Raw genomic sequence first — 20816 nt, forward strand, 5'->3', positions numbered from 1 at the left:
GCGGCGGCTGAAAACCCCGCTACCCCCCCCCCCCGGCGTGCTCGTTCAAATGCGCCCTCCGGGGGTGGCGCCGGGGGGCCCCCCCGCCCCGCTCCACCGGTCCACAGAGTTATCCACAGCTTGGCCGGTATCCACAGCGGTTATCCACAGCACGAAAACGACTCTGAGTCTGATAAGGGTATACAGTGACCGATTCTCCCGAGTCCACACCGAACGAGCCCGAGGTCCCCGCCGAGGCCATCGCCGCGGTGGTCGCGCACGACCGGATCGAACCGGTCGGGCTCGAGGTGGAGATGCAGCGCTCCTACCTCGACTACGCGATGAGCGTCATCGTCGGGCGTGCGCTGCCGGACGTCCGGGACGGCCTCAAGCCGGTCCACCGCAAGATCCTCTACGCGATGTTCGACTCCGGCTACCGTCCGGACCGCGGCTACGTGAAGTGCTCCCGCGTCGTCGGCGACGTGATGGGCCAGTTCCACCCGCACGGCGACTCGGCGATCTACGACGCGCTGGTCCGGATGGCGCAGCCCTGGTCACTGCGGTATCCGCTTGTCGACGGCAACGGCAACTTCGGCTCGCCGGGTAATGATCCGGCTGCGGCGATGCGTTACTGTATCACCGGAGATGTCCGGATTCGCACTGCCGACGGCAGTGTGCGGATCGGCGACGTCGTGCCGGACGCGGCACCGTCCAGCGAGACCGACATCGACCTCAAGGTCCGCGACCGCAACGGTGACCTGGTCCGCGCCTCCAAGTTCTTCCACTCCGGTGAGCACCCCACGCTGCGGCTGCGCACCCGCGAGGGGTACGAGCTGACCGGCACCCACAACCACCCGGTGCTCTGCCTGGTGGACGTGGCCGGCGTGCCGACCCTGCTGTGGAAGCTGCTGGCCGAGATCTCCCCGGGCGACCGGGTGGTGCTCCAGCGTTCGGTGCCGGACGAGATCGGCTACCCGATGCTGGAGCACGTCGAGGCCGCCGTCCTCGCCGGCGCGTTTGTCAGCGAGGGCTGGGTCTCGCCAGGGCGCGCCGGTTTCAACAACGTGGACCGGAAGTTCTTCGTCCGAGTCCTCGCGGCCTACGACCTCGCGGTGGGCGGGCCCCGCTACGTCAGCGAGCGGGTCATCGCCTCTGGCAGCACCCTGCACGAACTCGACGTGCAGGACCTCACCGCGCTGCGCAAGAGCCTCCTCGGTGACCTGGTCGGCGCCCGGAGCGCCGCGAAGTTCGTACCCGAGTTCGTCTGGCAGGGGCCGGCCGCGATCAAGCGGGCGTTCCTGCAGGCGCTCTTCGAGGGCGACGGCTCGTCCTCGCTGCTGCCGCGGAACACCATGCAGATCTCGTACTCGACCCGCAGTGAGCGGTTGGCCCGCGAGGTCCAGCAGTTGCTGCTGGAGTTCGGCGTGATCAGCCGGCAGACCCGTTACGACAGCGGCGAGATCAAGGTCGTGGTGACCAACCGCCGTGACGCCCGGATCTTCGCCGCGCACGTCGGCTTCCTCGGTCGGAAGCAGGCCAAGCTGGAGGCCGAGCTGGCCCAGGTGCCGACGAGCAGCACCGCGCTCTCCAGCGACCACGTGCCGCTGGTCGGTGAGTTCATCCGCGAGCACGGCGCGCAGCGCTGGACCGAGCGGGACTGGCTGCGTCGGCACAACGTGGACCGGGTGGAGCGCTGGGAGCGGGATCGCGACGAGATCGCCGCGCGGATCACCAACACCGAGGTGCTCGACGTGGTCGAGCCGTTGGTCGACGGTCGCTTCTACTACGCGGAAGTGGCGCAGATCACGGACGCCGGCGTGCAGCCGGTCTACAGCGTCCGGGTCGACACCGACGACCACTCGTTCGTCTCGGACGGGTTCGTCAGCCACAACACCGAGTGCAAGCTCGACCCGCTGGCCATGGAGATGCTGCGGGACATCGACGAGGACACCGTCGACCTCCAGGACAACTACGACGGCCGGGCCAAGGAGCCCACGATCCTGCCGTCGCGGATCCCCAACCTGCTGGTGAACGGCTCCGAGGGCATCGCGGTCGGCATGGCCACCAAGATCCCGCCGCACAACCTGCGGGAGATCGGCGCGGCGGTCCAGTGGTGCCTCGACAATCCCGAGGAGGACGAGGAGACCACCCTCGAAGCCCTGCTCGGCATCGTCAAGGGTCCGGACTTCCCGACCTACGGCCTCATCGTCGGCCAGACGGCGATCCAGGACGCGTACCGCACGGGTCGGGGCTCGATCCGGATGCGCGCCGTGGTGGAGGTCGAGGAGGACAAGCGGGGTCGGCCCTGCCTGGTCGTCAGCGAGTTGCCCTACCAGGTCAACCCGGACAACCTCGCCGAGCGGATCGCCGAGCTGATCAAGGAGGGCAAGCTCGCCGGGATCGCCGACATCCGCGACGAGTCCTCCGGCCGTACCGGCATGCGGATCGTGTTGGTGCTCAAGCGCGACGCGGTCGCGAAGGTCGTGCTGAACAACCTCTACAAGCACACCCAGCTCCAGGAGACCTTCGGCGCCAACATGCTGGCCCTGGTCGACGGGGTGCCGCGCACGCTCAACCTGGCGCAGTTCATCCGCTACTACGTCGAGCACCAGATCGACGTGATCCGTCGGCGGACCGCTTTCCGGCTGCGCAAGGCCGAGGAGCGGGCGCACATCCTGCGCGGTCTGGGCAAGGCGCTGGACGCGCTGGACGAGGTGATCGCGCTGATCCGGCGCTCGCCGACCGTCGACGACGCGCGGCAGGGCCTGATCCGGCTGTTGGAGATCGACGAGATCCAGGCGACCGCGATCCTGGACATGCAGCTGCGCCGCCTCGCCGCGTTGGAGCGGCAGCGGATCGTGGACGACCTGGCCAAGCTCGAGATCGAGATCGCCGACCTCAAGGACATCCTGGCCAAGCCGGAGCGGCAGCGGAAGATCGTCTCCGAGGAGCTCGGCGAGATCGTCGCCAAGTGGGGCGACGACAGGCGTACGCAGATCATCCCGTTCGACGGCGAGGTCTCGATGGAGGACCTCATCGCCCGCGAGGATGTGGTCGTCACGATCACCCGGACCGGGTACGCCAAGCGGACCAAGGTCGATCTCTACCGCTCGCAGCGACGCGGGGGGAAGGGCGTCAGTGGCGCTACGCTGCGGCAGGACGACATCGTCAGCCACTTCTTCGTCTGCTCGACCCACGACTGGATCTTGTTCCTGACGAACAAGGGCCGTGTGTACCGGGCCAAGGCGTACGAGTTGCCGGAGGCCAGTAGGGTAGCCAAGGGCCAACACGTGGCCAACCTGCTCGCCTTCCTACCCGACGAGCAGATAGCGCAGATCATTGAGATCCCGAACTACCAGGTAGCCCCCTATCTGGTACTGGCCACGAAGAACGGCCTGGTGAAGAAGACGCGGCTCGAGGAGTTCGACTCCAACCGTTCCGGCGGCATCATCGCGATCAACCTGCGCGATGAGGACGAGCTGGTCGGTGCTGCGCTGGTTGCGCCGGAGAACGACCTGCTGCTGGTCTCGAAGAAGGCACAGGCGATCCGGTTCAACGCCTCGGACGAGGCGTTGCGGCCGATGGGCCGGGCCACCTCGGGTGTGATCGGCATGCGCTTCACGGACGACGACGTCCTGCTCGCCATGGAGGTCGTGCGGGAGGGTCTGGACGTTCTGGTGGCCACGAACGGGGGATACGCGAAGCGGACCCCGATCGAGGAATACCCGGTGCAGGGCCGGGGAGGTAAGGGCGTGTTGACTGCAAAGATCACCGAACGGCGCGGTGGTCTGGTTGGCGCGGTGGTGATCGATCCGGACGACGAGTTGTTCGCGATCACCAGCAATGGTGGTGTCATTCGGACTCCGGTGAAGCCTGTACGCCGTACGCGTGACCGGAACACAATGGGGGTCAAGCTGATGGACCTCCCGGACGGCGTGACTATCGTGGCGATTGCTCGCAATGCCGACGAGCCTGACGAACAGGACTAGTTGAATGACGGAGACACAGGCGAAGTCGGGGAACACGGGGACCTCGGCCAACCCGGTCGACGAGGAGGCCGCCAAGGGCGGCACACCAGCGACCGGCCGCGCGGCCGTAGGCCGGGCGACGGTCCCCGCCGACGCGCCTGCCCCGAAATTCACCAGGGCCCCGGGCATGACACCCCCGCCGGAGCCAACCAGCGACGACGCTGGCAAGGGTGACAGGACCGAGGCGTCCGGTGCCGAGGCGCCGACGTCCGCCGCCACACCTTCGGGTGCTGCGGCGGCACCCTCGGCCCGGCCGGCGACCACCCAGCCGATCAACGTCCGGCCCGGCCAGGCGGCGTCGACCGGGTCCACCGGCACTCAGCCGCGGATCACACCCGGCATGACCCAGCCGCCGTCGGACGGGGCGCGTACCTCCGCTGCCGGCCGCCCGGTCAGCGGCGGTGGCCTGCCGCCGGGCATCGGCAACCCGTCGGCGGTCGGGGCTGCCCGCGTCGGTGATGCGGTACGTGCCGCGCGTACGTCGGTCAGCTCGGCCGCGTCCCGCGGACCGCGCCGGGCGCGGCTGAACCTGAAGCGCATCGATCCGTGGTCGGTGATGAAGTTCGCGTTCGCCGTCTCGGTGGTGCTCTTCATCGTCGTGGTGGTCGCCACCTCGGTGCTCTACCTGGCGCTGGACGCGATGGGTGTGTTCAAGAGCGTCAACGAGAGCCTGGGTGACCTGGTCAACGCCGGCGGTGGGCAGAGCACCAGCGGCTTCCAGATCACCGCCAAGGGCGTGATCCTCAGCTCGGCGCTTATCGGCCTGGTAAACGTGGTGCTGTTCACCGCGCTGGCCACGCTGGGAGCGTTCGTCTACAACGTCTGCGCCGACCTCGTCGGCGGGATCGAGCTGACGCTCGCCGAGCGGGACTGAGTGAACGGGACGCCGGGGCACCGCGAAATGCGGTCGCTCCGGCGTCCCGTACTCGGGTAGGTTTTGGCAGGCGGCGACGGCTCAGTTCGCAGACTCGGACCCCGATTTGGGGTCGGCAGAGCGGATGGGTTAATCTTGCTCGTCGCAACGCGGGGCTATAGCTCAGTCGGTTAGAGCGCAGAGCTGATAACTCTGAGGTCGATGGTTCGATTCCATCTAGCCCCACCGCACGGTCGTCCGACGTTAGTCGAGCACGAGGGGTCGCCCCATGTTCAAGAAGCTGCTGATTCTGGCTGGCGTTGTCGGCGTGGCCGCCGTCGTCTTCAACAAGATCAAGGCCTCGAACGACGAGCGTGCCCTCTGGCACGAGGCGACCACCGCACCCGATCTGCGCTGACGTCTGACGCGGCGACGAGCGATCATCGCCGCGGCCGTCCACGGGGCCCTAGCTCAACTGGCAGAGCACTGCCTTTGCAAGGCAGGGGTTAGGGGTTCGAGTCCCCTGGGCTCCACCAACACTTTCCTTGTTCTGCCATGCTGACGGCGACCCGGACGGCCGCGTTGACCGCGCCGCCGTCGACGGCCCCAGCTACCAGCGTGGGATCCTCATCGCCGTTTAGACTCGGACGGCATAGCCACGAAACGGAGTACCGCGTCTCGTCGCCTATCGGTGACGATCGTCGTCGCTGTCCTGGTCACACTCGCGCTGGCAGCCCTGCTGATCCTGCGGCATGATGCCGCGGCCCGCGTGGTGGGCGTGGAAGCCTATAAGATCCTGCTGCAGTTCATCCTGGTCGCCGTTCTGGGCGGCGCGGTGTCTATCACCTACCAGGCGTTCAACCGGGACGCCGACCGGCGCGCCCAGGACGTCCGCCGCGAAGAGGACCTGATCCTCGCCCGCCGGGAAGCCCGGCAGAGGTATCTGCGCGATCTCGTCGAGCAGTACAACGCGGTCAAGCGTGCTCGGCGAATGCTGCGTGCCCAGGCGTTGGTGCGCCGACCCGGCAACGAGAACGTGCCGCGGCTGCGTACCGGCCGATACGACGAATTCCTTCAAGTGGTTCTCGACGCACAGCTGTCGTTGGAGGCGCACTCCTTCGCGGTGCGAGCCGACAACGAGCTGTTCCCGGAGCGGGAGCAGCTGGGCGTCGCCATCAGTCGTGCCGAGACCTACCTGCGCGAGCTGGTCACCGAGTACGAGGAGACGATGCCCGCGCTGGAGGACGAGCAGGCGCTCGTCGAACTGTCGGCACTGCCGTTGGTCGCGGGCTTCATCGGTCCGTACGGAGAGGCCGCCGACTTTCGGGAGCGGTTCGTCGCGCCGATGCAGCAGGCGTTGAGCATGATTCAGCGGCTTCTGCTGACCTAGCGACGAGATTGACATATGTGAAAGTCCGCGTAACGCTGAGCCGGTGATTCCTCCGGTGGCGCCGACAGCATCGCCGTATGCCGTGGTGGCCGAGAACCGCGGTGGCCGCAGCTACTTGATCCGGCCGCCAGGCGGCGGGGAACCGGTCGACCTGGGGTCGGGACGGGTGGTCGAAGGAAACGACAACGTGACGTTCGGCCACTGGACCGCGTTGGTGGCGTGGTCACCCATGACCCGGTCGTTCCGGATGATACCGGCGCACGGCGGTGAAATTATACCGGGCCGGCTGTCCGACCACATAGCGGCGCTATTGGACGGCATCCGGGACGGCAAGCCGCGTCCGGTCCAACTCGACTTGGATATCACGATGGCGTGCGTGTCGGCGTGCACCTTCTGCTTCTCCGCCAGTTACCGCTTGCATGGTGGCTCAGGCCTGCACCTGTCCTGGCCCGCCCTCGAACGCACCCTGCGGTCGGCGGCCGGAATGGGCGTGCGCGTGGTCCGCTTCGACGGCGGCGGTGATCCGCTTGTAAGCCCTCACTTTGCCGAGGCCGTCGACCTGTGCCGGCAGCTCGGCTTGACCTCCGCCGTGTTGACCGCCGGCGATCTGCTGCGACCCGAGCTACTGCTGACGCTGGTGCGGGCCCGCACCTATGTGCGGGTCAGCCTCAACGCGGCCACCGACAAGACGAGGATGCTGCTGCACCGGACCCCGCGACTGGGTGTGACGTCCCTGCTGCGGATGCTCGCCGAACTCGATCGGCTGCGCCGTGCAGAACATGGCCCCGCTCCGCTCGCGGTGATGCCGCTCGGCGGCACGTCGATGATCCATCCGACGAACGTGGCGGAGGTGTACGCCATCGCAGCGGCGGCAAAGACCGCCGGGCTGGACCATGTGTCCTTCCGGGTGGTCCTCGGCGACCGCCTGAGGGTGGCGTTTACGGCCGAGCAGGAGGACAACTACCACCGCCAGGTCGACCGGATATGCACCGAATTGGTCGACAACGAGTTCCAGGCATTCTTCCCGACCCGGTCGCTCACCGACACCGGTTACGTCCCGCGCGAATACTTCTCGACCTGCCTGGCGTCGACTCACCGTGCTCTGGTCGAGGTTGGGTCGTCCCCGTCCGAGCCGGCCCTGGTGCCCTGCGGACGCTATCGGGGGCAGGGCTTCTCCGGCGGTGCGAAAGGCACCGTGTTCGGCCGGATGACCGGCGACGGCGGACTGGACGATGTCTGGTGGACCCCGCGGATGACATCTCTTGTTCAGCAATTCCCCGGCGCGTGCGGTGATTGCATCGACCGGTCGGCGAACATCATGTTCAACGGCATCCACGAGGCGCTGACCGCCGACCGCGACACGGCCTTCTTCAGGTTCGCCGATCCTTGAGCAACGTAGCCAACTCGAAGGCCAGCAGCCGGTCGCCGAAGCCACGCGGCTCGTCGCTCTCCGCGTATCCCGTCGCCTTGATTTCCACGTCGCCGTTCGGTGAGAGGGTGAGGGTGCGGTCAGCATTGCCGAGACCGAACCGGACGTGCAGGCGACGACCCGGAAACGTTCGGGCGCCGAACGTCGCGGCCCGGTGTGCGGCCTGTTCGCCAGTGTCCGCATCGGTCCAGTCCTCGCCAGCCAGGGCGTTCAACGTGCGGGCCTCGGCGACGATGATTGTCGCCGAACGGCCGTATCGCCGGACTTCGGCGATACCTGTGGACCGGAACACGTCGTGCGGGACGATGTCGTAGACGACCTCGGCACCCGAGTCGTGGGCCTGTGCCATGAGAGTGAGCGTGCCGGCCCGGCGCGGCTCGGCCCGTAGCGCGTAACCGTCGACGACCAGCACGTCGGTGTCCGCGAGCTCGGATCGCAAGGCCTCCGCGTCCCCGGTGTCCCACTGCCCCAGTGCGGCCGGTTCCCCGACCAGCAACAGGCGAGCGCCCTTGGCCCGGTGCTCGGCCTCGTCCCGGACATAGATTGCAACCGCTGACGGAAGGTTCGGCTTCACCGCCAGCCGGGCGCGGACGCCGCGGTGCTCGAGTTGCGCGCGGATCACCTCGCCCACCGCGTCACCGCCCACCGCGGCTACCGCGACGACCTCGTCGAAAAGTGCCGTGGCCGCCAAGGCGAAGTTAGCCGCCGAGCCGCCGACCACGGCGGCGACATCACCGTAGAAGAGCCGGTCCGCGAGGAGGGACGGAAACGTCGCCCGAAGATGTCCGTTCACCTCGAAGAGGACATCTCCCGCGACGACCGCCTTCACTGGAGAATGAAGTCGCTGTGCGGGTAGGTGTCCAGTAAACGCCGGGTCTCCTCGTTGGCGAGCGAGACTGTGTACTGGTTGGCGTCGTACTCCTCACGGGTGATCCAGCAGTGGCCGGCGTGTTCCGTGGAGAGCTGCACCGAGCTCGATACTGCCTGAGCCACGTAGAACGCCACCAGGATGGGCTGGCCGCTGTCGTGCACATCGTATTTCAGGTGGCAGAGCGGGGAGACACTGCCGACCTCGATGCCGGTTTCCTCCCGTACCTCGCGGCGCAGTCCCGCGATCGGGTCCTCGAACGGCTGAAGCGTCCCGCCTGGCAGGTCGAACATGTACTTCCGCCGGTCCGCACGCTCCTCCAGCAACAGGAAGCGGCCGGATTGGTCGAAGAGGAACGCGAAAGCTCCGGCGAGGTACTGGCCGCGTTCTTCGGGCACGGCGGACTCCTAGATGAGAGGGGTGAGGGCGTCGGGATCCACTCGGCCCAGCGGATCGGCCGTCAACGCCTCGATCGATGACTGGATCGCCATGAGCTTGCGGTACTCGAAGCGGGGACCCAGCTCCACCCGACTGACATAGTCCGTCAGCACGCGGGAGAGCGCCGCCTCGGCCTCGCGCAGGCACTGTTTCATCTGCTGTGGCCAATGCTCCGGCTGCGTCACGGCCAGCCAGCGCGCCTGCGCCATCTTGACCGAGGCTAGAGCGGCGCGCCCGGCGATCACACCCACCGGCTTACGGTCGAACTCGGGCTCGAAACCTTGCCGAGCTTCGGCGGCGGCCTTGGACCACGCCTCGTCGTCGAGCGTCGCCGGCTCGACAACGGAGCGCACCACCGTCATGTACGCCATTGTGCCAGCCAATCGGCCCTCGTAGTGGGACGGTCGGCCACCACTGCGCCAGTACTCCTCATAGGACCGCCGTGCTGATTCCAGCGCGGCGAGCGTGAGGCGCACGGTGGCCTGACGAGCGACCAGCCCGGCTTCGGGCGCGACCGCGTTGTCGAAACGCGGGTGCGCGCTCAACACATACGCGTCGGCGAGGGCGAGGTGGACGAGGGCCGACTCGGAACGCGAAGCAAGCAGCGCGAGCTGGGCCACCGCATCGTCAAGGCATGCCTGCGCAAGGCTGAGCTCGCCGCGGTGCCGGTGGGCCACCCCCGCGATGAGAAGCCGCTCCGCCTCCAACTCCGGGCAGACGTCGAGGCAGAAGACGCGGTACGGACCGTCAAGAAGCCGGTTGAGGCTGCTGTACATATTGAGCTTCAGCAGGCATTTGGACAGGAAGTAGAAGAACAGCGTGAGCTCGCTGCGTGTAATCGACAGATCGCCGCTCAGTCGGGCCGCCAGCCGACGGAACTGCGTCAGGGATGCCTGATACGAGCCGGCCTCGTAGAGGTCGCAGGCGGCGCGTAGCAGCGGCTCGAAGATCTGCAGCTCGCGCGTCGAGTGCGACAGCAGGGCGGCCACGTCCGGGATTTGGATCGCCAGCGCCTCGCCCTGTCGCACCACCCGAGCCTCGATCATGCGGTTGGTGTCCGCCCGGGCCAGCACGTGATTGACCTTTTCCGGATCGGTGTCCGGATCGGGCAGCGGCTCCGGGTACCCGTCGGTCAACGCCCGGAACACCTCGGCGAGGTGGCCTTCGCGCTCCGGCAGCCGTCGCCGCACCTCCTCGGCGATCGCCGGCAACTCGGCCTCGATCGTGCCGATGGCGGTGGGACGCCATGATTCGGACAGTTGCCCGAGGACCACCTCGACCTCGGACTCCAGATCGAGGTAGGCGGCCACCGGCTCCTCAGTTGGTGGCCCGGGCACCCGTTCGCGGACTTGGTCGCCGCTTACCGGGATCGGCAGTTCCGCTGAGCGCCCGCCGCGGGCCAGTTCGGCGGTCTGTGCCGACACCAGACAGGCGGCGAGCCAGCGCTGGAAGTCTGTCAGGCGGCTGTCGTCACGAACAATCATTTTGACCATGCGGCGGATCACGGCGATGAGGTAGCCGGGGATCTGCTCTGCGTCGTGCTCGGAACGGCCCCAGACCGCCGACCGCAGGCAGCGCACCACGTTCTGCAGCGGCAACCACGCCCCCTGTCCCAGGGCATCGTGCTGTGAGGACGTGGTGAACGCCGCCGTCGTGTAGTACGGCTCCAACAGGGCCGTCAACCGCTGGGCCTGGTCCGCCGTTGCCTCCGCTGGACAGAGCACCCGCAGGACCAGGTCGGCCTCGAGCGTCGCCAGGTCACGCAGGAAGTGGTGCCTGCCTGTGTGCAGAAAGTCGATGATGCCGAACGAGCCGTTCGGCCCCACCAGTACGTTGTCGGCGTGCAGATCACCGTGTCCGATGGTGGTGAGCTGCGGCTTGCGCAGGCTCTCCGGCGGTTGTGACCAGACATCGCGGACGAGCTTCGGTTCGGCGATCTCACCCCACTGACGCTCGGCGGCGGCGTACTGCTCGAAGCGCTCCAGGGTCTCCGCCTCAAGCGGGTACTCCTCGGCGATCAGATCGAAGTACGTTGAGGATCGAGATCGATGCCACACGTGCACGATGGTCAACAGGGTCTGCACCGCGTCCACGATGCCGATCGAGTCGTCGGCACCCGCCAGATCCCGGATCATGTGGGCCAGCGTCCGGGCGGCGTAGAACTTATAGACCATCGCCGCGTGGTTGCCGACGATCACCGCGGGGGAGAGCACGTCCGGCATCTCCCCGTGGCCCAGGTACGGCTGCACATATTGCTGCCACCGCTCGTACTCGGTGTGGATGTCGCCGACCGGCCCAATCTTGACGACGCACGGATGCTGGGCCGAGCCGTCCTGCTCCGGTCGTACGTGGAGAACTGCCGCTCCGGAGATTCCTGGGGTGAGGGCGCCGACGTGCAGCACGGTCCGCCGGGGAAAGGCACGTCGGAGCAGTTCGTCGAGAGTGTCGGCGCCGAAGGTTTCCCGCACCCGGGACACCAGGTCGTCGTTCTTCTGCCACAGGATGTCCACGGGGTGCTCCCAGTGCAGTCGCGCCGGTCGATGACCGTTCCGGTCAAGCCTACGTCGACCGTCGTGAGTGCACCTCGATTAAGGCTCGGGGTTGCGGTGGCGGCCAGAGGGGATGGCATGGGCGGGGCGTTGGTACAGCCACGGCGACTCCGGGTGCTGGTCGCCGCGGTCCCACTGCTCTGGGCGATCGGCTTCGTGGAGCGGCAGCGGGACGGTGGCGACCCTTGCCGGAGCCTGCGGCAAGAGTTCTGCTGCCACGGTGACAGTCCGGGGTGCTCCGGTTGCGAGAACACCGCCCGGATCGATGAGCTTCCACCGCCTGAGCGGATTGCGGCCGACGAGCACTGGCGAGTAGGGCACGCGGTAGATTCCGGGCTGCCGGGCTGGCTTGTGCTCGTTGCGCGCCGGCACGTGCTCGCCATCGCTGACCTGGCCGACATCGAGGCCGCCCGATTGCACGCAGCACCGTGTGCAGCTTGATGATGCTGGCCGATGCGAGATTGCCCCGCAGCCCGATATGGAACCGCTGCACCTAACCACGCTGCGTCGGGCCGTCGGGCACACGGCGGGCACAGGACACCGTGAAATGTCACTGGTCCCGGTTGATCGGAAGCGGCGCGGGTCGAACGACTGTGTCCCAGGTCACGGCTGTGGGCGACACCTGCCGGGCTGTAGCGATATATGGAACGGTTTCTTCATGCCGATAGATCAGCACCTGCTCGTGGCCTTCACCCTGACCACGATCATCGCGATGGTCAGTCCCGGGCCGGACATGTTGTTCGTGTTGGGGTGTGGGATGCGCGGCGGTCCGCGCGCCGGCCTGCTCGCCACGGCGGGGGTGGCGACGAGCGAGGCCGTTCACGTCGTCGTGGCGGCCGCTGGGCTGGCCGCTCTCTTCGCGGCGGTGCCGACCGCCTTCACTGTGGTGCGGATCGTCGGAGGTGCCTACCTGATCTACCTTGGCGTGCAGATGATTCGGCACCGCAAGAGCGAGCAGAGCGAGTTGCCAATGGTCGGCGCGGGCATCTCGGGTCGCCGGGCTTATCTCAGTGGACTGTTGACAAACCTGCTCAACCCGAAGATGGTCACCTTCACGATCGCGTTCCTCCCACAGTTCATCAACCCAGAGCTGGGTCAGGTCTGGGTGCAGTTCGCGATCCTCGGCGCCATTCTGATCGTCCTGGAGTTCATCGTGGACGGTACGGTGGGTGTGCTCGCAGGGCGGATCGGGGGATGGCTCCGTCGCCGGCAGGCCGTTCGCCGCCGAATCGACACAGCCACGGGAGGTGTATTCATCGGGCTGGGCGTGCGACTGGCCGTCGAGCGATGATGCCCTTCTTCGGCACTCGATGGCGGCTCAGCTTCCATCGGTGAGGCGTCAGGGGTTCGACTCCCCGGCTTCGGTCACGCCTGGACTGCTGCGGTCAGAAGCTGGTGTGTCTCTTCGTCGAAGGCGACCAGGCGGACACGCTCGACCTTGGTGGGCGTTGCTCTGATGGTCGAGATCGCGATCTTCGCGGCTTGCGCGGGCGGGAAGTCGTACACGCCGGTGGCGATGGCGGGGAAGGCGACGCTGCGCGCTTCGACCTCGTCGGCAACCTCAAGGCTGCGCCGATAGCACGAGATCAGGAGGTCGACCTCACCGTAGCCACCGCCTTCCCAGACGGGGCCGACGGTGTGGATGACATGGCGCACTGGCGGGTTGAGGTCGAATGCGGGTGTGGCGACCGCGTCGCCGGTAGCGCAGGGTGCGAGCGCGGCGCCGGCCTCGGCCAGTCGCGGTCCGGCCGCTCGGTGAATCGCCCCATCCACACCGCCGCCACCCAGCAGTGACTCGTTGGCGGCGGTAACGATGGCGTCGACGTCCTCGCTTGTGATATCCCCAAGCACAACTTCAATCACGGGCATACCTGAGGATGCACCACGGCACCATGGACGCGCGGCCCCTAGAGCAGTGCGATCTGCCCGGACAGTTCGGGCGGCCCGGACAGCACCGCGCGGAGCTTGGTGATCTGCGGGAACTCACTCACTCCTCCCTCACCCCACAGGCCGCGCCACTCCGAGTCGTCGCCGAGGATCCGGTCAAGTGCCTCGACCGCCAGCAGCGGCAGGTCGTCGTCCAGGTCGAGGGACTCGCCAGCAAGCAGGAAGTCCGGCGCGTACGCCGAGGTTATGGGGTCCCCGCCGGGCAGCTGAGACGCGACGATCGCCGCAGCGGCGATGGCCGAGGCGGCATCGTCATAGTCGAGGTAGTCGGTGTTGTGCGCTGCCGTTGTCAGGGCAGTACGAACCATTGCCCCCCGCGCGGACGGATCGGCGTCGTGGAGATCACCGCACCAGTCGGCGGCGCTGTCGTTGTCGAACGGACCGTCATCCCAGGTGCCCATGCTTCTCCTCCACGTTCCCGGTGAGCCGATCATGGAGCCAGGCGGGGAGTGGCGCAAGGGCGGCGTCATCCACCGGTAATGCGCTGCCCCGTCTGACGAAGGTGTGTGATCCTGCGGCCGTGGACGTCTGGGATCACGACGGCAAGCTCTACGAGGTCAACTCGTACTACAGCGTGTCCGACTACGCGTGGGAGTACGAGTTGGTCGGACTGACCGGAGCATCGGGGACCGGGCCGTACCTCAGCGCCCGGATCCCGGACGCGACGCCGGAGGGCGGGCCGTTCACCCCGCGCCCGGCGAGCGAGGTGGTGGTCAGTTGTGGCGGCGATGTCCCCTGGCTGATCCTGCGGCGGTTCATCCACCTGGTCGAATCGTCCGGCGACATCGTCCAGGACCCGACATGATCACCAGCGGACCCGCCGCTCTCGACGATCGGGGCTTGGCGCATTCACCCGTCCAGATTAGCCACGGCGCTGGTGGGCCCTGAGTCCCTTGACGTGCGGACTCACGCGCGATCTGCTCATCCGACGGACGTGGCGAGCGCCGAGCCGGCGATGATCCCGCGAAGTTTTCCGGTGGAGCGTCGAATCCGGGACGAGTCGTTCGTAGAGGAGACGAGAGGTGGTCGACGTGGCCGCCGGGACATGGGAGTGACGAGGATGACGCGGTACTTGATCTCGTTCAATGACGGCTCGATGGACCACATCCCCGCCGAGGAGATTGCCGACGTGGCCAAGGCTTCACACGCGGTGGTCCGGGAGGCCATGGACGCGGGCGTGTGGGTGTTCGGCACCGGCCTGGAGAGGCAGCAGGCGACGATCGTGGCAACCGACGGGACGGTCACCGACGGCCCGTACCCGGAGACCAGGGAGGTCATTGGCGGGTTCGCGATCGTCGACGTGGCCTCTCGCGACGACGCGTTGGCGTGGGCCGCCAAGCTTGCGGCCGCCTGCCGCTGTGCGCAGGAGGTCCGGGAGATCATGCCCGACCCCGAGTCGGAGGCGCTGCTCCGTGAGGCTGATCGTCGGCGGTGACCTCCCGACGCGTCGATCGCCGCCCACCGGTTCGCCGGTAGGCGGCGATCATCGCGCCGGCCCGTCGCCGTCCACCTCAGGCCGGTGGGGTCAGGGGGGCGGTCTCGCCGCGGGCGATGGTGCGCACCTGCCGCACCCAGCCACGGCGGCGGGCCTCGTCGACGAAGTGCGCGAGCGGGGACCGGAACACCGGATAGTCGTCGTAGTGGATCGGCACGGTCAGCTTCGGGCGGACCAGTTCCACCAGGTCGGCACCCTGGCGAGCATCCATGGTGAGGAGGATTCCGGCGACCTTCGTGCCGCCGAGGTGGATGAGCATCGCGTCGATGTCCGGGTAGCGCTCGGGGATGGCGGTGAGCATCGGCCGGTTGAGGGTGTCACCTGTGACGTACAGCCGGAACTCCCTGCTGCCGGCACGTTCCACATCGATCATCGTGCCCATCACGTCGGGCATCAGCAGGTCGAGGGCACCCGGGCCGTGTTGTCCGGGCATCGAGGTCAGCCGCAGTGTCGTACCGTCGCGGTGTAGCTCCCGGGACGACCAGGTCGGCAGACCCTGGGCGGCCTGGAAGCCCCACCGACGCAGTTTGCGTTCCGCCGCCGGGGTGGTGACGATCGGCAGGTCGCGGTCCAGTTGCCGGCGGGCCACCCGATCGAAGTGGTCGCCGTGCAGGTGGGAGAGGACCACCGCGTCCAGCTCCGGGAGCTGGGCGATCCGCAGCGCCGGGTCCGTGCGCCGGCGCGACCACAGACCCTTACCCAGGTACGCCCGCTGCCCCCGATGCAGGAAGTTCGGATCGGTCAGCAGGGTGAACCCGCCGATTCGCAGCACCGTCGTCGCGGTACCGATGAACGTCACCCGTGGTTGTTCGACCACTGCCCACCTCCTCCGGCTCCGGTACCCAGGCGAGCCGTCGGCATGCGGCTCAGCTCTTCGCGCCGCATCGGGCACGCAGATTCACCAGCACCGAGGAATCGGCTTCCCACCCGGCACCGCGCTCGCCATGATTCACCCGTGGACGTACCGCCGGAGCCCGTCACCCTGCACCTGTACTGCCGTGTCGACGTGGTGGTCACCGATCCGGCTGCCGTGACCGGTCATGCGGTCGCCGAGCTGCGATCCGCCCGGATCGACTGGTCCAGCGAGGAGGACGACCTCGACACCGCCGCCGAGGAGTTGCGGGGTGATCTCACGGCGTCGCTGGCCAGCGTCGTGGACGTCACCGGGCTGGTCGACGAGATCCCGGGCATCGAGTTCCGGGGCGGCCACTGCTGGGCCGAGTCGGGCCCGGTACGGGAGGGGTTTCCGGTTCGCTGAGCGCTGCCGCGCGGGGAGCGGCGAGCGCCAGCCGACCGTACGGCACACCGCCGCGAGGTCCCGGTCACGACGGGTCGTCCGTCAGCCCTCGGAACCACCTTCCGCCGCAGGCTCGGCGCCGGATCCGCTCCGGTCGGGGCGGGCCTGGGGCACGTGTTCCATCAGCTTGGTGAGCGCGCCGTTGGCGAAGGTCGCGCCGAGCGCCGAGCCGGCCCCGATGGTCCAGCCGACCGGCCCGAGCGGGGTGCAACCGAAGAACTGGCTCACCCCCGGCGTCTGCACCACCACGACGAGCACGCCGAGCGACGCCGCCGTGGACGCCAGCACGGCGGGGCTGGTGCCGCCGGCCAGGATGGTCTGTCCGAGTTGGGTGCCGACCAGGGAGACGAGTGCGACGGTTCCGGCCCGCTGACGGCGTCCGGTGTACCGGGCCAACGTCCAGCCCGCGGTCGCGCCCAGCGTGGTCGCCGCCGCCCGGAGGCCGATCTCCCGGGTGAGGGTTTCGCCGAGCGCCGCGTCCGGGCCCTCCCGGAGCAGGTTGTCGGTGCGGTCCGACGCGGGTGGCCGGACCGCGATGGCAAGTGCCGGTGCCAGGTCGGTGAGCAGGTTGACCAGCAGCAGTTGTCGGCCGGTGAGCGCGGAGCGGCCGGTCGCCGCTGCGGTCAGCACGCTGAACGCGATCTCACCGAGGTTGCCGCCGACCAGGATGCTGAGCGCGTGCCGCACCGACGACCACATCGCCCGACCCTCGACCAGGGTGGCGATGATGGTTTCCAACCGGTCGTCGGTCACCACCAGGTCGGCTGCGGCCCGTGCCGCCGGGGTGCCCCGTTGGCCGAGGGCGATGCCGACATCGGCCAGCCGGATCGCCGGGGCGTCGTTGGCGCCGTCGCCTGTCATCGCGACGGTCCGCCCGCACTTCTGCAACGCCTGGATGATCCGCACCTTGTGCGCCGGGGTGCAGCGGGCCACCACGTCGGTGTGGGCCAACCGCTCGGCGAGCGCCTCGTCGTCCAGTTGGTCCAGCTCACCGGCGGTGACCACCCGCTGCTCGTCGTGCTCGCTGATGGTGGCCGCGATCGCCTCGGCGGTGGCCGGATGATCACCGGTGATCATGATGGTGTGCACGCCGGCCTGGCGGATGCGGCGTACCGCGGGGGCGGCGCTCTCCCGGACCCCGTCGGCCAGGGCCAGGAAACCCACGAAGGTCAGCCCTCGGACGTCGGCGTCGGTCACCTTCGGGTCGTCCACCTGGCACTCGGCGACGGCCAGGATCCGGTTTCCCGCCCCGGCCCGATCGGCCAGCATCCGCTCCAGCTCCGCGCGCCCGGCGTCGTCCAGCGGCTGCTGACTGCCGTCGGTGCGTCGGGCCGAACAACGCGGCAGCACCGTCTCCGGAGCGCCCTTGACACTCAACAACAGGCGACCGTCGGTCTCACCGATGCTCGCGTGATAGCCACGGGACGGTTCGAACGGCAGCCCGCCGGCAGCCTGCCACCCGGCGGCACCGGTCTGCTCCACCACCCCGGCCACGCCGGCGCCCCGTCGCACCGCCCGGTCGGTCTGCAACGCCAACTCCTCCGGGTTGGCCGCGGCGGGAGTGGCGCGCAGCGCCGCGGCCAGCGTCAACCGGAGCCTGTCGTCCAGCCGGTCCACCGGGGCGTACCGGTCGCCGACGCCGTCGCCGACCCCGGCGAGCAGCAACTGGCCTTCGGTGAGGGTGCCGGTCTTGTCGAAGCAGAGCACGTCCACCCGACCCAGCGCCTCGATGGTGCGGGGGTTGCGCACCAACGCGCCGTGCTCGGCCAACCGGCGGGCGGCGGCCAACTGCGCCGCGCTGACCAGGAACGGCAACCCCTCCGGCACCGACGCCACGGCGAGGTTCGCCGCGGTCGCCGCCGTTTCGGCCAGGGGTACGCCCCGAAGCAGGCCCGCGCCGGCCACCGCCACCGCCGAACCGGCAGCCAACGGGATGGCGGCGCTTGTCAACGAACCGAGGCGGGCTTCCACCCCACTTGTCGGTGGTGCCTGCCGGACGAGCGCCAGGCTGCGGCCGGCTTCGGTGTCCGAGCCGGTCGCGACCACCACGGCTGTGCCGTGCCCGGCGGCGACGGTGGTGCCCTCGTAGAGCATCGAGTGTCGGTCGGCGATGGCGGCGGCCACCACAGGTCGGTTGGACTTGGCGACCGGCAGTGACTCGCCGGTCAGCGACGATTCGTCGGCCTCCAGGCCCACCGATTCGAGGACGCGGCAGTCGGCGGGCACCGAGTCACCCGGCTCCAGGGCGATGACGTCACCGAGGACCAGGTCCTCGGCGGCGAGAACCTGCTCGCCGCCGTCGCGGCGGACCCGTGCGGTCACCGCCGAACGGGACAGCAGCTCCGCGAGTGACCGTTCGGTGTTGCGTTCGTGCACGGCGCCGATCAGGGCGGACCCACCGACGACGCTGCCCACGAGCGCGGCGTCGACGAGGGAGCCGAACGACGCGGACAGCACCGCGCCGGCGGCCAGCACCGGGGTCAACGGGTTGGACAACTCGTCCACGAAGGCGCGCAGCAGACCACCGCGTGCCGGTCCGGCATCGCCGTTCCCGCCGGTGCCGTGGTGCCGGCGCTGCGCTTCCGTGCTGGCCAGACCGTCCGGCGTGGTGTGCAGGTGGTCGAGCACGGTACGGACCGGCATCAGGTGCCAGGCCGTCGCCACCGGTGCCGGGGTGTCCGACTGGTCGCGCAGGCGGCGGGCCTGCCAGACCCCGTTCGCGAAGGCCAACCCGGCCGCGCCGTTGACCGCGACGAGCGCCTTGTGCGGCAGCTGGGTAGGCGGAGCGGTGAACGCGCCCAGCGCCCCGAGACCGGTGCCCGCCATGGCCAGCCGGATGTTCTGCTGAGCCGTTCGCCGGGCCACCCCGGTCGCCTCGACCACCAGGGCCACCACCCGCAGGTCGGCGCCCACCAGCAGGTGTGCGCCCCACGGCGGCAGCGCCTCCGGCGGGGCGAGCCCCAGACCGCAGTCGGACGCGCCGAGTGCCTTCCGGTCCGCCGAGACCAGCATCACCACCGCGCCGTCGCGCTGCAACGCGCGTACCGACTCGGCCAGTCGGTCGCCGCCGGGCAACATCGCATCGGCGAAGCCGTACCGCTGCTCGTCGCCGCCGGCCACCACCAGGCGCAGGCCAGCCTGCCGGGCGGCGGCCGGCAGTCCGTCGACGCCGGGGGCGGGTTCCGGCTCGACCCGCAACAGCGCGGCGAGGCGGTCGCCGTGGGCGAGGCCGAGCAGGTGGCCGCCGGCGGAGCGCAGCCGCTCGGCGTCCGGGATGGTCCCGAGGTCGGTGCGGGGCAGCTGATCCAGCGGTCCGAGCCGCCAGCCGTCCGCCGCGCGGGAGGCAGCCGGATCATCCGGGTCGAACAGCGCGAAGGCCCGCTCCGCCACCTGGTCGACGTCCGCGCCGGGCACCGGCGCCAGATCGGCGAGTACGCCCCGGTCCGAGCCGAGCACGGCGGCGTCCAGCACGAGCGTGTCGATCCGGTCCAGCTCCCGCAGCACGCTGCGGTCCATCGCGATCACGCCGCGCCGGGCCAGCATCCGGCCGAGTTGGGCCGCGTACCCTTCGCGTCCGCTGCCGGGAGCCTTCGGCAGCGTCGACAGGCCCACCGCGATGGCCCGTTTCGGTCCGGCGAACGGCATCGCCGCCGCACCCGCCGCCGCGCCCGCGCCGAGCATGCGGTTGACGTACCGCTCGACCGGGCCGTCCGGCTTCGGCCGGGGACGCTCGATGACCGGCCAACGGGCGGTGGCTCGTTCCGCGTCGCCGGTCAGCCGTGGCTCGGCCCGCTCCCAGGCGGAGAGCTGGGCTCGCGCCTCGCCCCACTGCACCATCCGCTGGGCGCCGTCCAGGACGATCCCGGTCCAACGGCCGGTCAGCCCCTGCACCACCGCTTCGGCCAGCGGGAAGAGGAGGTCGGCGCGGGGGTCGGAGCGCAGTCGTTTGCCGATGAACCCGTGCAGCTTCGGTTGTAGATCAACCGCGGCGAGCAGGCCCGCCACCTCACCGGGCAGCGGCGCGAACGGCAGGATCCGGGTGGCCGCCGAGATGGTCAGGCCCAGCGCGTCCGAGGCGAGCGCGCCGAGGGTACGGGGGGTGCGTGGCCCTTCCTCCGGTGGGTGCGGTGGCGGGATCTCCGGATCCGGTTCGTGGTCACAGGTCCGTTCGATCCGGCTGATCGTGGCGATCAGCTCGCGCAGCGCCGGCTCGGGGGTCTCGACGGCCACCACCACCCGCCCGGACGGGGCGTTGACCCGGGCCCAGGCGACTCCGGGCAGACGCTCCAGCGCGCCCTCCACCTGACGAGCCAACTGGTTCCCGCCGTCCTGGCAGACGCCGTGCACCTCGATGTGGTGTCGGCCGGGCCGGGACCACACCCGACGCCGCGTCAGCCCGGCCGTCCGGGCCAGCCTGGTCGCGGCCGAGCCGACGGTCCGGGACGCCTCGCCGACCAGATGCGGCATGCCGAAGGACGGCAGGATGCGGCCGGCCGCGCGACCCGCCGCCGTCATCGAGGCGTACGGCTGGACGGACGCGTGT

Annotated in this window: 16 protein-coding genes and 2 tRNA genes; 11 read left to right on the forward strand and 7 right to left on the reverse strand. The window is 69.2% G+C overall.

What is annotated here, in order from left to right; genetic code table 11:
* Positions 1–185 precede the first annotated feature (185 nt).
* From gyrA to ACPXBU_RS05855, 7 genes are all read left to right on the forward strand, one after another.
* Complete coding sequence (gene gyrA, locus ACPXBU_RS05825) at positions 186–3968, forward strand: intein-containing DNA gyrase subunit A (RefSeq protein WP_425756962.1); 3783 nt, start codon at positions 186–188, stop codon at positions 3966–3968.
* A gap of 4 nt (positions 3969–3972) precedes the next feature.
* Positions 3973–4881, forward strand: coding sequence for a DUF3566 domain-containing protein (locus ACPXBU_RS05830; RefSeq protein ID WP_393365088.1), 909 nt, complete (start codon positions 3973–3975; stop codon positions 4879–4881).
* Between the two features lie 151 nt (positions 4882–5032).
* Positions 5033–5106: transfer RNA gene (locus tag ACPXBU_RS05835), tRNA-Ile, on the forward strand.
* A 43-nt stretch (positions 5107–5149) separates the two neighbouring features.
* Positions 5150–5278: a DLW-39 family protein gene (locus tag ACPXBU_RS05840; RefSeq protein WP_209444550.1), complete on the forward strand. Its 129-nt coding sequence runs from the start codon at positions 5150–5152 to the stop codon at positions 5276–5278.
* Between the two features lie 42 nt (positions 5279–5320).
* Positions 5321–5396, forward strand: a tRNA-Ala gene (locus ACPXBU_RS05845).
* A gap of 155 nt (positions 5397–5551) precedes the next feature.
* A complete protein-coding gene (locus tag ACPXBU_RS05850) occupies positions 5552–6250 on the forward strand; it encodes a hypothetical protein (protein WP_425756963.1) in 699 nt (232 codons plus the stop codon).
* Positions 6251–6293: 43 nt separating this feature from the next.
* Positions 6294–7640: a radical SAM protein gene (locus ACPXBU_RS05855; RefSeq protein WP_425756965.1), complete on the forward strand. Its 1347-nt coding sequence runs from the start codon at positions 6294–6296 to the stop codon at positions 7638–7640.
* On the opposite strand, the gene ACPXBU_RS05860 is transcribed toward ACPXBU_RS05855, so the two are convergent.
* The 3 genes from ACPXBU_RS05860 to ACPXBU_RS05870 form a co-directional block, all read right to left on the reverse strand.
* Complete coding sequence (locus ACPXBU_RS05860; protein WP_425756967.1) at positions 7621–8400, reverse strand: PfkB family carbohydrate kinase; 780 nt, start codon at positions 8398–8400, stop codon at positions 7621–7623. The genes ACPXBU_RS05855 and ACPXBU_RS05860 overlap by 20 nt on opposite strands.
* A 104-nt stretch (positions 8401–8504) precedes the next feature.
* Positions 8505–8945, reverse strand: a complete 441-nt coding sequence (locus ACPXBU_RS05865) for an NUDIX hydrolase (protein ID WP_425756969.1) — start codon at positions 8943–8945, stop codon at positions 8505–8507.
* A 9-nt stretch (positions 8946–8954) separates the two neighbouring features.
* Positions 8955–11495 carry a phosphotransferase gene (locus ACPXBU_RS05870; protein WP_425756971.1) on the reverse strand — a complete coding sequence of 847 codons (2541 nt, stop codon included), beginning with the start codon at positions 11493–11495 and terminating at the stop codon, positions 8955–8957.
* A gap of 697 nt (positions 11496–12192) precedes the next feature.
* Here ACPXBU_RS05870 and ACPXBU_RS05875 point away from each other — a divergent pair.
* Positions 12193–12825, forward strand: coding sequence for a LysE family translocator (locus ACPXBU_RS05875; protein WP_425756973.1), 633 nt, complete (start codon positions 12193–12195; stop codon positions 12823–12825).
* Between the two features lie 74 nt (positions 12826–12899).
* Here the strand turns inward: ACPXBU_RS05875 and ACPXBU_RS05880 are convergent, their stop codons facing one another.
* Together ACPXBU_RS05880 and ACPXBU_RS05885 are read right to left on the reverse strand one after the other, a co-directional pair.
* A complete protein-coding gene (locus ACPXBU_RS05880) occupies positions 12900–13403 on the reverse strand; it encodes an O-acetyl-ADP-ribose deacetylase (protein WP_425756975.1) in 504 nt (167 codons plus the stop codon).
* A 38-nt stretch (positions 13404–13441) separates the two neighbouring features.
* A complete protein-coding gene (locus ACPXBU_RS05885) occupies positions 13442–13882 on the reverse strand; it encodes a DUF4259 domain-containing protein (RefSeq protein WP_425756977.1) in 441 nt (146 codons plus the stop codon).
* A gap of 119 nt (positions 13883–14001) precedes the next feature.
* Here ACPXBU_RS05885 and ACPXBU_RS05890 point away from each other — a divergent pair, with 119 nt between their 5' ends.
* Positions 14002–14286, forward strand: coding sequence for a hypothetical protein (locus ACPXBU_RS05890; RefSeq protein ID WP_425756979.1), 285 nt, complete (start codon positions 14002–14004; stop codon positions 14284–14286).
* Positions 14287–14457: 171 nt separating this feature from the next.
* Positions 14458–14916, forward strand: a complete 459-nt coding sequence (locus ACPXBU_RS05895; protein ID WP_425756981.1) for a YciI family protein — start codon at positions 14458–14460, stop codon at positions 14914–14916.
* A 76-nt stretch (positions 14917–14992) separates the two neighbouring features.
* On the opposite strand, the gene ACPXBU_RS05900 is transcribed toward ACPXBU_RS05895, so the two are convergent.
* A complete protein-coding gene (locus tag ACPXBU_RS05900) occupies positions 14993–15793 on the reverse strand; it encodes an MBL fold metallo-hydrolase (RefSeq protein ID WP_425756983.1) in 801 nt (266 codons plus the stop codon).
* Positions 15794–15931: 138 nt separating this feature from the next.
* Here ACPXBU_RS05900 and ACPXBU_RS05905 point away from each other — a divergent pair, with 138 nt between their 5' ends.
* Positions 15932–16234, forward strand: coding sequence for a hypothetical protein (locus tag ACPXBU_RS05905; RefSeq protein ID WP_425756985.1), 303 nt, complete (start codon positions 15932–15934; stop codon positions 16232–16234).
* Between the two features lie 81 nt (positions 16235–16315).
* Here ACPXBU_RS05905 and ACPXBU_RS05910 read toward each other — a convergent pair whose 3' ends face one another.
* Positions 16316–20788 (reverse strand): HAD-IC family P-type ATPase, encoded by a 4473-nt coding sequence (locus tag ACPXBU_RS05910; protein ID WP_425757542.1) that lies wholly within the window; start codon positions 20786–20788, stop codon positions 16316–16318.
* Positions 20789–20816 lie beyond the last annotated feature (28 nt).

This window comes from Micromonospora sp. DT231, from assembly GCF_049847025.1.
In the GTDB taxonomy this organism is placed as follows: domain Bacteria; phylum Actinomycetota; class Actinomycetes; order Mycobacteriales; family Micromonosporaceae; genus Micromonospora.

What these genes read in the sequence shown, in the direction of transcription:
- ACPXBU_RS05840 (WP_209444550.1), top strand. Translation starts at nt 5,150, where the DNA reads ATGTTCAAGAAGCTGCTGATTCTGGCTGGCGTTGTCGGCGTGGCCGCC.
- ACPXBU_RS05875 (WP_425756973.1), top strand. Translation starts at nt 12,193, where the DNA reads ATGCCGATAGATCAGCACCTGCTCGTGGCCTTCACCCTGACCACGATC.
- ACPXBU_RS05885 (WP_425756977.1), bottom strand. Translation starts at nt 13,882, where the DNA reads ATGGGCACCTGGGATGACGGTCCGTTCGACAACGACAGCGCCGCCGAC.
- ACPXBU_RS05830 (WP_393365088.1), top strand. Translation starts at nt 3,973, where the DNA reads ATGACGGAGACACAGGCGAAGTCGGGGAACACGGGGACCTCGGCCAAC.
- ACPXBU_RS05910 (WP_425757542.1), bottom strand. Translation starts at nt 20,788, where the DNA reads ATGACGGCGGCGGGTCGCGCGGCCGGCCGCATCCTGCCGTCCTTCGGC.
- ACPXBU_RS05880 (WP_425756975.1), bottom strand. Translation starts at nt 13,403, where the DNA reads ATGCCCGTGATTGAAGTTGTGCTTGGGGATATCACAAGCGAGGACGTC.